Annotated in this window: 17 protein-coding genes; 8 read left to right on the top strand and 9 right to left on the bottom strand. The window is 35.6% G+C overall.

Annotated elements, in window-relative coordinates:
* Positions 1 to 4 precede the first annotated feature (4 nt).
* From LS66_RS04415 to LS66_RS04405, 3 genes are read left to right on the top strand one after another with little or no spacing between them, the layout of a single operon-like run.
* Complete coding sequence (locus LS66_RS04415; protein WP_052057296.1) at positions 5 to 1,006, top strand: ABC transporter permease subunit; 1,002 nt, start codon at positions 5 to 7, stop codon at positions 1,004 to 1,006.
* Positions 1,003 to 2,670 (top strand): nickel ABC transporter permease subunit NikC, encoded by a 1,668-nt coding sequence (gene nikC, locus LS66_RS04410; RefSeq protein ID WP_034365510.1) that lies wholly within the window; start codon positions 1,003 to 1,005, stop codon positions 2,668 to 2,670. The genes LS66_RS04415 and nikC overlap by 4 nt, the downstream gene beginning before the upstream one ends.
* A complete protein-coding gene (locus LS66_RS04405) occupies positions 2,664 to 3,377 on the top strand; it encodes an ATP-binding cassette domain-containing protein (protein WP_034365508.1) in 714 nt (237 codons plus the stop codon). The genes nikC and LS66_RS04405 overlap by 7 nt, the downstream gene beginning before the upstream one ends.
* Positions 3,378 to 3,379: 2 nt before the next feature.
* Here LS66_RS04405 and LS66_RS04400 read toward each other — a convergent pair whose 3' ends face one another.
* The 7 genes from LS66_RS04400 to ureA are packed head-to-tail and all read right to left on the bottom strand — an operon-like array spanning position 3,380 to position 8,861.
* Positions 3,380 to 4,138, bottom strand: a complete 759-nt coding sequence (locus LS66_RS04400; RefSeq protein ID WP_034365506.1) for an urease accessory protein UreD — start codon at positions 4,136 to 4,138, stop codon at positions 3,380 to 3,382.
* Positions 4,135 to 4,737: an urease accessory protein UreG gene (gene ureG / locus LS66_RS04395; protein ID WP_011115254.1), complete on the bottom strand. Its 603-nt coding sequence runs from the start codon at positions 4,735 to 4,737 to the stop codon at positions 4,135 to 4,137. The genes LS66_RS04400 and ureG overlap by 4 nt, the downstream gene beginning before the upstream one ends.
* Positions 4,738 to 4,747: 10 nt before the next feature.
* Positions 4,748 to 5,410, bottom strand: coding sequence for an urease accessory protein UreF (locus LS66_RS04390; RefSeq protein WP_034365504.1), 663 nt, complete (start codon positions 5,408 to 5,410; stop codon positions 4,748 to 4,750).
* The gene (gene ureE, locus LS66_RS04385) at positions 5,407 to 5,931 is read right to left on the bottom strand and encodes an urease accessory protein UreE (protein ID WP_034365501.1); all 525 of its coding nucleotides are present in this window, start codon (positions 5,929 to 5,931) and stop codon (positions 5,407 to 5,409) included. Before ureE ends, LS66_RS04390 begins: the two co-directional genes overlap by 4 nt.
* Entirely contained in the window at positions 5,931 to 6,443 is a 513-nt protein-coding gene (locus LS66_RS04380) for an AmiS/UreI family transporter (RefSeq protein ID WP_011115251.1), read from the bottom strand. Before LS66_RS04380 ends, ureE begins: the two co-directional genes overlap by 1 nt.
* Before the next feature lie 9 nt (positions 6,444 to 6,452).
* Entirely contained in the window at positions 6,453 to 8,162 is a 1,710-nt protein-coding gene (gene ureB / locus LS66_RS04375) for an urease subunit beta (RefSeq protein WP_034365498.1), read from the bottom strand.
* A 21-nt stretch (positions 8,163 to 8,183) separates the two neighbouring features.
* A complete protein-coding gene (gene ureA, locus LS66_RS04370) occupies positions 8,184 to 8,861 on the bottom strand; it encodes an urease subunit alpha (RefSeq protein ID WP_034365495.1) in 678 nt (225 codons plus the stop codon).
* Between the two features lie 225 nt (positions 8,862 to 9,086).
* Between ureA and LS66_RS04365 the strand changes: the two genes are divergently transcribed.
* The 5 genes from LS66_RS04365 (at position 9,087) to LS66_RS10065 (ending at position 12,113) form a co-directional block, all read left to right on the top strand.
* The gene (locus LS66_RS04365; RefSeq protein WP_052057294.1) at positions 9,087 to 9,773 is read left to right on the top strand and encodes a toxin-antitoxin system YwqK family antitoxin; all 687 of its coding nucleotides are present in this window, start codon (positions 9,087 to 9,089) and stop codon (positions 9,771 to 9,773) included.
* A gap of 22 nt (positions 9,774 to 9,795) precedes the next feature.
* On the top strand, positions 9,796 to 10,158 hold the full coding sequence (locus tag LS66_RS04360) for a hypothetical protein (protein ID WP_138091908.1): 363 nt from the start codon (positions 9,796 to 9,798) through the stop codon (positions 10,156 to 10,158).
* 61 nt (positions 10,159 to 10,219) lie between these two features.
* Positions 10,220 to 11,098 (top strand): hypothetical protein, encoded by an 879-nt coding sequence (locus LS66_RS04355; RefSeq protein WP_081947986.1) that lies wholly within the window; start codon positions 10,220 to 10,222, stop codon positions 11,096 to 11,098.
* A gap of 75 nt (positions 11,099 to 11,173) precedes the next feature.
* The gene (locus LS66_RS04350; protein ID WP_034367954.1) at positions 11,174 to 11,968 is read left to right on the top strand and encodes a hypothetical protein; all 795 of its coding nucleotides are present in this window, start codon (positions 11,174 to 11,176) and stop codon (positions 11,966 to 11,968) included.
* Positions 11,955 to 12,113 (top strand): hypothetical protein, encoded by a 159-nt coding sequence (locus LS66_RS10065; protein WP_161594728.1) that lies wholly within the window; start codon positions 11,955 to 11,957, stop codon positions 12,111 to 12,113. The genes LS66_RS04350 and LS66_RS10065 overlap by 14 nt, the downstream gene beginning before the upstream one ends.
* 540 nt (positions 12,114 to 12,653) lie before the next feature.
* Here LS66_RS10065 and prpD read toward each other — a convergent pair.
* Both prpD and prpC read right to left on the bottom strand, forming a co-directional pair.
* The gene (prpD, locus tag LS66_RS04345; RefSeq protein WP_034367952.1) at positions 12,654 to 14,111 is read right to left on the bottom strand and encodes a 2-methylcitrate dehydratase; all 1,458 of its coding nucleotides are present in this window, start codon (positions 14,109 to 14,111) and stop codon (positions 12,654 to 12,656) included.
* Positions 14,112 to 14,144: 33 nt separating this feature from the next.
* The gene (gene prpC, locus LS66_RS04340; protein WP_034367957.1) at positions 14,145 to 15,293 is read right to left on the bottom strand and encodes a 2-methylcitrate synthase; all 1,149 of its coding nucleotides are present in this window, start codon (positions 15,291 to 15,293) and stop codon (positions 14,145 to 14,147) included.
* Positions 15,294 to 15,298 lie beyond the last annotated feature (5 nt).

The following is a 15,298-nucleotide window of genomic DNA, read 5'->3' as shown; positions in this document are numbered from 1 at the left end:
AGGTATGAAACGTATTATTTTATATAGAATCTTATGGCTTGTGCCAATTATCCTGATAGCTTCTTTTGGAGTATTTTGTTTATTGAGATTAGGTGGGAGCGACCCTGTAATGGCATATATCATTCATTCTGGTCTTCCTGCTACTCCTGAACTTATTGAAGAGATTACTCATAACTTTGGACTTGATAAGCCACTCTTAGAGCAATATGTTACTTGGCTGTGTAATGCGTTAAAACTTGATTTTGGTATTTCTTATATGAATGGACGAAGTGTAAGCACGGATTTTTTATACTTTTTGCCTAATACTTTGATACTTGTTGCTTGTGGTTTTGGATTGACTTTTTTGTGTTCTGTGCCGCTTGGGGTTGTAAGTGTATATTACCACAATAAATTGCCTGATTTTTTTATTAGATTTTTTTGTTTTGTGGGTGTGAGTATGCCAAATTTTTGGCTTGCATTTTTGCTTATTTTATTTTTTAGCGTATATCTTGGCTGGTTGCCTGCAGTTGGTATGGAGGGTGCACAGAGCTTTATTTTACCAAGTATAAGCATTGCTTTGATGTCTATATGTATTAATGCGCGACTTATCCGAGCAAATATGCTTGAAATGCAAAAAGAGAGGCATATTATTTATGCAAAAATGCGTGGTGTTAATGGGTGGAGACTTCATATCAAGCATATTTTTTATAATGCTTTTCTTCCTATTCTTACAGCAATGGGTATGCACATTGGCGAGCTCATTGGCGGTGCGCTTGTGATAGAGAGTGTATTTGCATTGCCGGGCATAGGACTTTATAGTATCCAAGGGATTGCAAACCACGATTATCCTGTGATTCAATGTTTTATTGTTGTGTTGAGCTTTTGTTTTGTGCTATGCAATGGTATGGTAGATATTCTCTATGGATTGCTTGACCCACGCATACGCAAGCAAATGGAAGACATACAAAGTGTATCAAAAGAGAAGATGCAAAGTTTTGAATCTATCCAAAAAGAAGGCGGTGTATGAGCAATAATATAAAAATGAGTTGGTGGGGCAAAAGTGCATTTGTGGGTGTGGGGATTATCGTATTTTTAGCACTTTTTGCCCCATTTCTTACTTCATATGCCCCAGATATGCAGGATTTGGAACATCGGCTTTCACCTATAAGTATGCACCATTGGCTTGGCACAGATTATTTAGGAAGAGATATATTTTCTCGACTTTTATATGGAGCGAGACTTTCGCTTGGTTGTGCATTTATCATTTTAGGTTGGATTGTGCTTTTGGGTGTAAGTATAGGTGGGATATGTGGTTTTATCGGTGGGCGAGTTGATAATATATTTATGCGCGTATGCGATGTATTTTTGAGTATGCCAACTATTGCTCTTTCATTATTTTTAGTAGGTATTTTAGGAGCTGGATTGGAGAATGTGATGATTGCCATTGTGCTCACACATTGGGCTTGGTATGCAAGAATTGTGCGTAGCGTTGTATTTAGTCTCAAAAATAAAGAATATGTCTTACTCTCCTATACCTTTGGTGCAAGTGGATGGCAGAGATTTAAGCGACATATTCTGTCACCTATTCTTTGTCAATGTATAGTGCTTGCAAGTATGGATTTAGGGCATATTATGCTTCATATTGCTGGTTTATCATTTCTAGGACTTGGTGTGCAGCCACCTACACCTGAATGGGGCATTATGTTGAGCGAAGCTAAAGATTATATGTGGGATTATCCCTCACTTATTATTTATCCGGGCGTAGCACTTTTTATCAGTGTAGGCTTATGTAATTTATTAGGAGAAGCATTAAGAGATTATTTTGGTGTGCAGCATACACTTAATGACCAATCAAGCAAAGAATCTAAAAATATAAAAGATACTAAAATACATCTTGATTCTAACATTCAGTCTCTTGCTCAAGCACAGATTTTGCAAATCCACGATTTAAGTATTTCTATGGCTTCTAATAATCTTGTCTCTCATCTTAATTTGTCCATTAAACGCGGCGAATGCGTGGCATTACTGGGCAAAAGCGGAAGTGGGAAATCTATAAGCGCTCTTGCTTTACAGGGATTCCTTGCTTCTAACCTTAGCCAAACAAGTGGCAAGATTATGCTTGATGATAAAGTGATTAATCCCGCATTTTATCGCTCCCTCGCTTTTTCTTGTATTATGCAAAATCCACGCACTTGTTTTAATCCACTTTTAAATATTGCTCATCATTTTAAAGAAACGCTTAAATCTCTTCATAAACCTTACAATCAACCTTTTATTGTGCAATGCCTGCAAGAATCTGGATTAGATAAACAAGTGCTTGATATGTATCCATTTGAATTAAGCGGAGGTATGTTACAACGCGTAATGATAGCCCTAGCATTGCTCACTCAAGCTCCATTTCTCATCGCTGATGAGCCAAGTAGCGATTTGGATAAAGATATAGCATTTGAAATTCTCAAAACTCTACGTGAATTACAACAACAGCGCGGACTTGGTATTTTGCTTATCACACACGATTTAAGAGTGGTTGCATATATGGCTCAATATGTGTATGTAATGGATAAAGGCAAGATTATAGAAGAAGTTTCTCTTTGCAAGGATTTTTATTCTTATAGCCCTAAGAGCACGACTATAAAGCATTTAAAACATATATGTGAGAGCAATTTGCCAAAGGAAAATGTGCTATGCTAAAGCTTTGTAATGTATCTTATCAATATAAATCATATAGATTCTTTCACACAATGCAAAAATCAGTGCTCAAGCATATCTCTTTGCATATTTGTATGGGAGAAAGTCTTGCGATAATGGGGGCAAGTGGTTGTGGTAAAAGCACATTGGCACAAATTGCTTGTGGATTGCTAAATCCAACGCGTGATGAATTAGGGCAAGTAGGCAAAGTATATTTTGATAATCAACCACTTAGGCTCCATTCACTTCGTGCAAGACGTTTATTTTATGCACAGGTGCAGATTCTCTTTCAAGATGCCATAGGTTCATTAAATCCACGCTTGAATTGTTTTGAGAATCTCATTGAGCCACTCATATATTTGCGTGGTGGAACATATAAGGATAGTTTGAAAGATATTGAATCTTTGCTTGAAACATTAGGGCTGCAAAGGGAGATTTTAGAAAAAAATGTGGCAATGATTTCAGGAGGTGAAGCACAAAGAATCTGCCTTATGCGTGCTTTGCTTGTTAATCCAAAACTTCTTATCCTTGATGAGAGCACTTCAGGGCTTGATTATGAGCTGTGTTTGGAGGTTATTACATTTCTTAAAGCTTGGCAAAAACAACACAAAAGCGCAATTTTGCTTATCACACACGATAAATATATAGCTCAAAAATTATGTGGGAATCTCAAGGTGATAGAAGATGGAAAATTATGTGATATAACCTAAGATTATAGGGCTAAGTCTTTTTTGAATTGGAGCAATCTTTCGCTTTGATTATCTAATGCTTTAATGATAATACCTCCATTATTTGTGCTTATGCCAACATTTAAGGAGCTGTTTTTGATTTTTTGCTCTAAGGCTTGAACCTCTATTAAGTCATCAAATATTACCATACTCAAAGCGTGAGTATATTTATCAAAGAGGCAAATATTTTGCATAGGTATTTGTGCGGGTTTAAGATTCATATTTTCAAAAAATACTAAATGATTTTCTTTATATATGCGAAGTCTTGAGGTTAATTCTGAAAAATCAAATATTTCTCCCATAGCTACTCTACCTGCGCATATTATCTCGCTGTAATGAAGTCTAGCATTTTTGCTAAGATAAATATCAGTAGTATTTTTGAATGAAGAATCTTTAAAGGGTAATATAGGCAGGGGTGCATAATCTAAAAAGGCATTTTCTTCTATTGTAATTTGAGTATGCTTGCTTGCGTAGCCATCTTGTGTATCGTGTATTTTTTCATAACTTTGCGAGATGAGACGAATTTTACTTTCTTTGCCAATGTGTATTTGAATATCTTGGCAATCATCTTTAAGTAGCCCAGCTGAAACTGATATAAGCATAATTTCGGCTATATCCTCATCTTCTAGTGGGCTTATTATCTTTAAGGGAGGTGTAAAAAACATCTCCTCAATGATATTTTTGCCATTTAAACCTCTTTTTGTTTTGAGTTTTAAGATACTCTTTTGTGCAAAGCTACTCATATATCTTCCAAAAGTGCATATTTTTTTATCCATTCCACCACGGCATCAATTCCCTCTTTAGCACGAATATTTGTAAATAAAAATGGCTTATCTTCACGCATTTTTTTGGCATCTCTTTCCATTATGCTTAAATTTGCACCCACATAAGGAGCTAAATCAATTTTATTGATAATGAGTAAATCTGAACGCATAATGCCCGGTCCGCCTTTTCGTGGGATTTTATCCCCTTGTGCCACATCAATAACAAAAATTGTAAAATCCGCTAATTCTGGGCTAAATGTGGCAGAGAGATTATCGCCACCGCTTTCTATAAAGAGAATCTCAATGTCTGGAAATCTCTCTTGCATTTCTTCCACTGCTTCAAGATTCATAGAAGCATCTTCTCTGATTGCTGTATGAGGGCAACCACCCGTTTCCACTCCTATGATTCGCTCACTTGGTAGCACGGAATTTTTACTCATAAACTCCGCATCTTCTTGTGTATAAATATCATTAGTGATGACAGCAAGAGAGTATTGCTCATTCATCTTGCGTGTAAGAGATTCTATAAGGGCAGTTTTGCCACTTCCTACTGGTCCGCATATACCTATTTTTACCATTTTTTCTCCTTTATGACATATATAATCTTGTGGGTAAATATTGATGTTGCATTGCTTTAATCTCGCTAGCAATAGCGTTATTGCATAAATCTTGCTTTGTAAGATTTTTAAGCTCTTGATATAAAATATGAAGCTCCTCGTGTAAAGAAGCTAAAATCTCTTGCCCATCGCTTTGAGCGAGCGGGATAAGTTTCACACAATTAGTGAGAGTATGAGAGGCTTGAGCATATAAATACTGCTTTATACATTCTTCATCATTAAGCTGATACGAGGTGCAAAATACACCATAAGCAACAGCATAAATGTGATGCACACTTGCTTGTGTATATGATTGAAACAAAGCACTTTCTTTTAATTTCATAGCATCAATAGTTTTTATAAATCGCGCTCCAAGCTTTTGTATTGCACTTCGGATTTGTCTTGCCACACTTGCTGCTGCAATAATAGATTCTATTTCAAGGATTTCCTCTAAGCAATGAGATTCTATAATAAGTTTTATTGCTAATAAATCCGTGTATAAAACTTGAGTATGTAAATAAGCTTTAAGATAATCTCTAGCCTCATATTTGTTTTTTATCTTGCCTAATTGCACATAGCTTTCTAGCCCAAAAGAATGTGTATAATTGCCTATGGGAAAAAGCGCATCATTGATTTGTAAAAGTAAAAAATTCAATTTAATCCTTTTTGGGTAATTTTGATAGAAAAATGTGGGCTTTGAGTAAGTTTTGGCTCACTTGCAATAGGGTAGGTAATATTAATTCTATCTTTTGAATCTAGCACACACCATTTTTTTTCAAATGCGATAGATTGCTTTTCAAGGATTCTTTGCAGTGGTTGTTCAAATGGCGCTTGAAGTTCCATTGTGTCTTTATTGTAAAAGAGTGGTATATGTAAATTTCCAATCTCATAACATAATCTTGCCATAGTATGCCAATGTGTCGGCTTCATACAAAGCACCCAAGTGGGTAAAATAGAGATAATAATTATTTTGTGTTCATCTAGAAAAAGAATATCTCCATTATTTAAACCATATTTTGGTGCTTGGGCAAGCTTCATTGCTATAACTTGTCCATTTTGTGAGTTCAAACGCGCAATTTTTTTCTTTGTGTCATACCAAGCTATTTGCACTTCATCAATGTCTAAATGCGTCGCATCTATGTCTTTGATATTACCAATAATGTGTTCTACTCGCATTAATGCCAATATCCCATAAGGATAAGCCACGCTGGAATCCACGCGGTGAGGATTCCCTCGGCAATGGCTAAATAAGGCACAAATTTGAGTTCAATTTTTAAAATACTTTCAATCCAGCCTGTAAGCCATAAAATGCCCCAAGCAATCCATATAAGAGCAAATGCCATACCTTCTTGTGTGTTTTCAAGATAGCTCAAATAGGCTGCAGGAATAGCATTGATGGCAACAAATAAACTATACCACCCATAGGCTCTTATATCAAGATTAAATAAATTATTGCACGCTATAAAAAGATAGGTAAAGCCAAAAAGTAATCCTGTTGCAGCTGCATAAAAGTCATTATACTCGCTGTTAATGCTTCCGTGCACAATGACAATAAGATTTACAAGCACAGAGAGCAATCCTACAAAGATATTCATTATTGAAGCACTTTTTCCATCAATATGAGTGAGGCGGCAAATGCCATTATTAATTAAAACAATAGCTACATACATTAATACAATTCCTAGCATATTTTCTCCTTAAAATAAACAATAAAGTTGCCCTAAAGATACCTTTTCAACAGGCTTAGAAGTAATTTTTGTATTATTTACTCTTACTTCATAAGTTTCTGGATTTACTTCAATGGGTGTGATGACATCATTAAATTTCATATCCTTTTTTGTAATATTGCGACAATTTTTTACAGGCAAAAGTATTCTTTCAAGCCCAAGTTCCTCTTTGATATGACAATCATAGGCAATTTTTGAGACAAAAGTAATCGCACAATTATACTTTGCTTTGCCATAGCTGCCAAACATTGGGGCATATACGACAGGTTCAGGAGTAGGAATAGAAGCATTAGAATCCCCTATTTTTGCTGCTACAATCATTCCATTTTTGAGTATCATCTCTGGCTTTATGCCAAACATACTTGGTTTCCAAAGAACTAAATCAGCAAATTTACCCACTTCAACAGAACCTACATATTCTGAAATCCCGTGAGCAATAGCTGGATTGATAGTGTATTTTGAAATATATCTTTTGATTCTAAAGTTATCATTTTCGCCGCATTCTTCTTTTAAGGCTCCAAATTCATTTTTGCACTTATCGGCAGTTTGCCAAGTCCTTGTGATGACTTCACCCACTCTCCCCATAGCTTGAGAATCTGAGCTTGTGATTGAGAAAATCCCCATATCGTGAAGCGTATCTTCTGCGGCGATGGTTTCTGGGCGGATTCTGCTATCAGCAAAAGCCACATCTTCTTTAATTTTTTTATCTAAGTGATGACATACCATAAGCATATCCAAATGCTCATCAGCTGTATTTTTTGTAAATGGAATAGTGGGATTTGTAGAAGCAGGGAGAATATTTGGTTCTCCTGCAGCTTTAATAATATCTGGAGCGTGTCCTCCACCAGCACCTTCTGTATGGAATGTATGGATAGTTCTGCCATCAATTGCTTTCATTGTGTCTTCAACACAGCCTGCTTCATTGAGTGTATCTGTGTGAATAGCTACTTGCACATCATATTTTTGGGCAACATTGAGAGCGTGGTTAATCGCAGCAGGAGTAGAACCCCAATCTTCGTGAACCTTTAATCCCAATGCTCCAGCTTTAATTTGCTCTTCTAATCCTTCTTCATTAGAGCTATTGCCTTTGCCAAAAAATCCTAGATTCATAGCATAGCTTTCAGCAGCACGCAACATTTGGTGCATATTCCATTTTCCGGGTGTGCAGGTAGTAGCGTTTGTGCCTGCCGCAGGTCCTGTGCCTCCACCAATCATCGTTGTTACACCGCTATAAAGTGCAGTTGGGATTTGTGTAGGAGAGATAAAGTGAATATGTGTATCAATTCCACCCGCTGTAATAATTTGTCCTTCTCCTGCTATAACTTCTGTTGCAGCACCTACAACCATTGCCTCATTTACACCATCTTGCGTGTCTGGATTTCCCGCTTTACCAATGCCTACGATTTTTCCACCCTTAATGCCAATATCAGCTTTGTAAATCCCTGTATAATCAATAATCATTGCATTTGTGATGACTGCATCAAGCTCATTTGTATAAGTGCTTGCACTTTGAGCCATACCATCGCGGATAGTTTTTCCTCCGCCAAATTTAATCTCTTCACCATAAAGGGTATAATCTTTTTCAATTTCTGCAAATAAGTTTGTATCGCCTAAGCGCACTTTATCACCTGTGGTTGGTCCATACATAGAGGCATATTGTTTTCTTGAAATCTTAATCATTTTCTCTCCTTGAATATAAATTTAGTGTATAAAATGTTTTTGTGCTGCATTTGCAAGGCATTGCTCTTTATTTTCTTTATTTATATGCGCATTCGTTAAGTCATTAAATCCAATAATTTTTTGTTTGCCTCCAAAATCAATAAGATTCACATTTTTTTCTTCACCCGGCTCAAAACGCACTGATGTGCCAGAGGCAATATCTAAACGTTTACCAAATGCTTGGGCTCTATCAAATTCCAAAAGTGCATTGACTTCAAAAAAATGAAAATGTGAACCTACTTGTATAGGTCTATCGCCCTTATGAGTAACTTTAATACTTATAGATTCTTTATTGGCATTGAGCGTAATGTCCTCATCTTTGAGAATATACTCTCCGGGAGTAAGTTTGCCATTATCTTCAATAGGATTATGAATCGTAACAAGCTTTGTTCCATCGGGGAAACTCACTTCTACCTGCACTTCATCAACCATACTTGCTACACCCTCCATTACTTCATCGGCTTTGAGAATCTCTCTGCCTTGTTGCATAAGCTCTGCTACACTTTTGTTACCCTCGCGCGCAAGCTCCATAATCTCCATACTAATAAGGGCTATAGATTCAACATAATTAAGTTTAATACCTCGTTCTTTGCGACTTTTGGCTAGTGCCCCAGCATAATGTAACATTAATTTGTCTAATTCTTTAGGCGTTAATCTCATACTCTCTCCTTAAATATTTTATAATTTTAAAGTCTCTTAAGAGGCGCGAGGATTGTAAAAGCTTATGATAAATACTTATTAAATAGTGTGTTTATAACAATAATTAAATGCAAAAGTTTAAGTTCCATTAAACTTAAATTACCAAAAGAAATAAGTAAAATCATTTGTTTATTGGCTATAATTTTAAGAATATTTTTGAGGCTGTATATATGTGAGGAGAGAGTAATGTTAAAGAAAATAGTAAATGCTGCTATGGTGCTATCAGTATGTTTGTCAATAGGGTATGCAAAGCCTTTAAAGGAATGCAAGAGTGAGAGGGATAAGATGCGTGGCTGTGTTGAGAAAAAATATTATGACAATGGACAACTTCAATCTGAAGCTCCATATAACAATGGTGAAATCAATGGTATTTGGAAAGGGTATTATGACTCAGGGGAGCTTTTTTCAAAAGTTCCATTTGAAAATGGTAAAGAAAATGGTGTTGCGAAATACTATTATGCATCCGGGAAGCTTAAAGAAGAAGTTCCATACGAGAATGGTAAAAGAAATGGTGTTATGAAAAGGTATAATGGATCGGGGGAGTTTAGTAATGAAGTTCCATACAAAAATGATAAAATAAATGGTATTTGGAAATGGTATTATGAATCTGGGCAGCTTGAAACTGAAATTCCATACGAAAATGATAAGAAAAATGGTGTTAGGAAAGAGTATTATGAATCTGGGAAGCTTAGGGCTGAAATTCCATACGAAAATGATAAGAAAAAAGATGTTAGTAAAGATTATTATGAATCTGGGCAGCTTAAAGAAGAACGTATATACAAAAATGGTAAGCTCTTTATCTATAAAAAGTATAACGAACAAGGGGAGCTTATAATCTCAACGGAAGAAATAAACAACATTTTGTGGAATTGAGAGATTGTAAAAGGAGTGCGCAATGACATTTTATTATCAATGTGAGTGTGGAGAGAGGATAAATAAGCTCACCGGAAAATTTGCAAATTCTAGAGAAGAGATTTTAGATATAGGTATGTATGGTATAGGTGAGCCTCTCACGCAATGCCCAAAATATAAAATGAAAAAGCTTCCTATAAAAAACATAAATATTGCCATATTTGTATGGTTTGTTGTGGCAGCTGTTTTCAAATTCACCTTAGGGATTGGAATTAATGTTATTCACTTTATGATTGGAATGATATTTGTTGTAATTATTGTAGGATTTGTCTTTCATTTATTTTTTAACCGCCTTGAAAAAATAACAGATGAGCATAACACCAAAGGAAGTGCAAATGAAACTTAAAGATATAATTGAATCTCAATTTCTACGCCGACTTCTTAGATAAAAGAGGGAAAGTGGCATAATGCAAACCAAATTCAATGGCAACTACATTAAAAGGATAAGCTATTATGTAGGAATAATAGCCTTTGTTGCTTATTTAATTATCGCACTTGTAATGTGGATAATGGATATAAATAAAGAAGTGGATAATATTGTAAATAATGCCAAAGCTGAACTTGCCCCATTGATACAATGGTATGAAAAAGATTCGGCTAGGGAGTTAGAATCTATCCAAAATCTCACTCAAGAGAGTCTAAATGCGCTCAATATAAATTCTATCATTCATCAAAACTTGCAAGACATTCAAAAGGCAATTACAAATATTGAGATTCTGTCAAATTTTATTCTTCCTTATGATGATGAAAATGGAGCGTTAAATACCATTATAAAAGGTATGAGGGCTGTAGTATCCAAAACTTATATCGTTTCAGATTTGTTTGGCAAAGAACGAGATTTCAATCCTAATCAAACTTATTTCATCTTACACGACAAAGAACGCACCCAAGATTACCAAAACTTTTTGGATTTTTTAGAATCTCGTATTAACAATGACTTTTCAAACTCTAAAAAATTAGAAAAAGCTTCGCTGGATAAGATTGGCATTTATTACTTTGCAATAACAGCACTTCTTGAGATTCCAAATTATCTTATTTTAAGCGATATTGAAAAAAATACTTGCGATGTAAGCCAACAAGAAATACAACGAGTAATTCAAAGATATGAATTAATCAAAATGAATTTTGATACAATCTCTAAGCTATTAGATAAACAAATGCTTCAATCTGAAAAGCAAGAAAAAGCAAAAGCCTATAAAAACGAAGTTGAAACAATACAAGGGAATTTGCAAAAAGATGAAAAAGTTATCGCCACTATCCAATCCAACCTCAAGGAATGTCAATGAGTGAGAACATACAAGTAACACTAAAATCTGAAAATGAAATTGATAAACGAGAAGCAAAATGTAAAAGGGGTATCAATGCAAAGATTTCTACAATGGTATAACAAAAGCACAAGAAATAAAATTATTCTCTTTAGTGTTATCTTTATCCTTGCTTTAGGTTATTCGTTCTTGCATAGACCTTTGGGGTTGATAATGTGGTATCAATGGAGTTATCCAAAAGAATTTGAGCAAATGGAAGCAAACCTCCGTCAAGTTAGTTCTGATGAAGATAAATTCCTTGAACTCTATCACAACTTTTACGAAAAACAAAATATTGATAAAAGAAGCAAGGAAATTGAAAAAGAGCTATTGGACTATATTGATAAGTTAGAAATAGATTTACTTGCTACTACTTTTTTTGGATTAGAAGACTTGTATTTATTGGCTTTTGTTTCCAAAGTAATGATTTATTCAAATGATTTGGAGTGGAAACTAGCTTATGCTATTTTTAAATCTTATAGATTAAGCAAAGAGCAATTCCAATCTTATTATGATTTTTTTAAAAGTTACAACAAATTTTTATTTTTTGTAAATGGACTAGACAATGACCTTCATAGATCCAAGCTTATATCAGCAAAATGGTATGCTAATCTTTTTGTATTAAAATTTATTGGAATTGCATTGGCTTTAACAGATTTGGCAGAGGAACAATGTTCTATGAAAGATGATATTTTGGATATAATGCAAAAAAGTTATAATGAGATGCAACAAATTAACAATGTAGTAACTGAAGCAAATAAAAATAAAAAAGTTGATTTCTTTGAAAAAGTTTTAGGTTTTGCACAACATTCATATAATGACGCTAAGGAAAGTTTCAATGAATGCAAATGAAATCCACAACCAAGAAGCCTATGAGGGTATCAAACAAGTAATGCTTCAAGAGGGAGTAATCCCTAAGGAAATTATTAAGAGAAATGAGGTTATTAGGGAAAAAAAGAAATGCAAGAAAAATTCAAATGGGGTAAGTTTGTCATAGATTGTTTTTTGTGTTTTGGTTTAATGGTGGTGTCTAGTATTGTATTTTTTTATCCAATAGGTTGGATTTTGAATATTGTAGATAAATCAGCTTCTTTTACAGTAACAGCGATAATTATTATTTTATTTGTATTATTTTGCTATTGTATTATGTATTTTTTATTGGGATATAAACCTAATAGGTTGAGTTGTATATTTTCTTTTATATTATTAATTTTATTTTCAATTTGTATTGATATAGTATTAAAATTCTATTTTATTAAATAAAGGAATTTCAATGCCATACTTTATAACAATCTATATCCACCCAATGCAAGCAAATATCCCCCACGCTTTTTTCAAAAAGCTTTTTAGCCTTGCTCTTGACATTAGGAGAGCAATCAAGTTCTATTTGTATAGCTTGATGGGGATACTATCCCCACCTTTCTTGTATTTATCGCCGCTAAATAATGACTTTGACCTCAAGCAATCATAACAACTTTTTGTGTAAAGTCATACACACTTCTTTTATAGAATCTGTATTTCTTGGCAACGCACCCCTTTAAGAGAGTGCAAACAAATCGCTAAACTCGTTAAACGGGGTAGATTCTAAAGTTTTTTGGTCGCTGCAAAGCTTTTCAATCAATGCACATTTTTTAGAGCTAAGCTTGAGGGCAATATTGCGTTTAAATTTATTTACAAGCACAGGAATACCCTCATCTCTACGGCGTTTATGCCCGATAGGATACTCTACTTCTACTTTTTGACTTTTGCTACCATCTTTGTAGAAAATCTGCACTGCATTAGCGATGCTACGCTTATCAGATTCTAAATATTCGCGTGTATAGCGGTCATCAACTTCTACACTCATCTTATCTCGTAATGAGTCAATACGTGGGTCAGAGGCTACACTATCTTCATAATCCTCTGCGGTCAATCGCCCAAACACAAGCGGAACAGCCACCATATATTGAATACAATGGTCTCTATCAGCTGGATTAGCCAAAGGTCCTACTTTATTGATGATTCTATGTCCGGATTCTTGTGTAGTAATCACTATGCGTTCAATTTCATCAAGGCGATTTTTCACTTCGTTATGAAGCTTAATTGCGCATTCTACTGCAGTTTGTGCGTGAAATTCCGCAGGGAAGCTAATTTTGAAAAGCACATTTTCCATTACATAGCTACCAAATTCTTGTGGAATAGTGAGCTTTTGCCCTTTCATTTTCACATCTTCAAATCCCCAAAATGATGCACTCAATGCACTTGGATAACCCATTTCGCCACTGAGTGCTTTTAAGGCGAGATTCACGCCTCTTGAGCTTGCATCACCTGCCGCCCAACTTTTACGACTGCCTGTATTTGGAGCGTGGCGATAAGTTCTTAAAGCTCCACCATCAATAAAAGCGTGGCTTATGGCATTACGCACCTCTTCAAAATTTCCTCCAAGCATAGCACAAGCTACCGCAGTAGATGCGATTCTCACAAGTAGCACGTGGTCTAGTCCTACTTTATTAAAACAATTTTCTAAGGCTAAGATTCCTTGAATCTCGTGTGCCTTAATCATTGCACTTAGGACATCTTTTACCCTTAATGGTTCTTTGCCTTGTGCGATATTTTTACGACTAAGATAATCAGCCACTGCCCAAATTGCTCCCAAATTATCGCTTGGATGTCCCCATTCTGCGGCAAGCCAAGTATCGTTAAAATCAAGCCACCGCACCATTGCCCCAACATTAAATGCTGCTCTTTCTGGCTCTAACTGATAGCTTGTGCCCGGAATCTTTGCTCCTAGCGGACGAAATTCTGCACCCTCTACCACAGGTCCTAAAAGCTTCGTGCAAGCAGGAAAATTCAGTGCCAAAAGCCCACAACCTATGGTATCCATAAGGCAATATCTTGCAGTCTCGTATGCAAGAGGTGAGTTAATCTCAAACTCTAACGCATAGCGAGCAATTTTACTTAATAGCTCATCAAACTCCGGTCGTTGTGTCTCTAAAATACCCATATCTACACTCATTGTGTTCTCCTTTAATTTAGATTAAAAATGTGCCTAGCGATTATACAATGGCACAAATGCCTTTTTATCTGGTCCAATATATTCTGAACTTGGACGAATAAGTTTATTATTTGCCCTTTGCTCAAAAATATGTGCCAACCACCCAGCTGTGCGAGAAAAAATAAAAATCGGTGTGAAATATGGTGTTGGAATCCCCATAAAATGATAAGCAGACGCGCTATAAAAATCAAGATTAGGAAAAAGCTTTTTTTGTTCCCACATTACCTTTTCTATTGCTTCACTAATAGGATAAAGTCCCTTTGTATCACCCACATCTTCGCTTAATTTCTTGCTCCATTCTTTTATTACTACATTGCGCGGGTCAGCTTTGACATACACGCGATGCCCAAAGCCCATAATTTTATCTTTTCTTGCAAGTTTATCTAAAATGCCTTTTTCTGCCTCCTGTGGAGTTTTATATTCGGCGATAAGCTCCATTGCCGCTTCATTTGCCCCTCCGTGTAAAGGACCTCTAAGCGCACCAATTGCCCCCGTGACTCCTGAATACACATCTGACATAGTTGCTGTAATCACGCGCGCGGTAAAAGTGCTTGCATTAAATTCGTGTTCTGCATAGAGAATCAAACTTGCGTGCATTGCTTTTACCCATAGCTCTTTTGGTGATTTTTGATGAAGAAGTTCCAAAAAATGTCCAGCAATAGAATCTTGGTTAGATTGAGTGCTGATTTCTTTGCCATTATGATGGTAATGATGCCAAAAAGTGAGGGCTGAAGGAAAAATCCCTAAAAGTCTTATGGCAATTTGATTCTGCATAGGAAAAGACATTTTTACAATGTCATAAGTTTCAGGCTCAAGACAGCCTAACATAGAACAAGTTGTGCGCATAATATCCATTGGGTGAGCGTTTTTTGGCAAGAGTTTTAATGTATCCTTAAGTGCTTTGGGCAAATCTCTTGCGGCTATAAGCTCTTTTTTAAATGCCGCTAGTTCATTTGCATTTGGTAGTTTTTCTTTTAAAAGCAAATAAGCTACTTCTTCAAATTCACATTCACGTGCCAAATCATAAATATCATATCCTCTATAATTAAGTCCGTGCCCTGTGCCAACAGTGCAGATAGCTGATTGTCCTGCAGTAATGCCTGCAAGTCCGCCTACTTTTGTATTTTTGATTGTTTCTCCCATAAGTT

Source organism: Helicobacter sp. MIT 03-1614, assembly GCF_000762925.2.
Classification (GTDB): Bacteria; Campylobacterota; Campylobacteria; order Campylobacterales; family Helicobacteraceae; genus Helicobacter_C; species Helicobacter_C hepaticus.
This window is presented reverse-complemented; position numbering and strand designations above follow the sequence as displayed.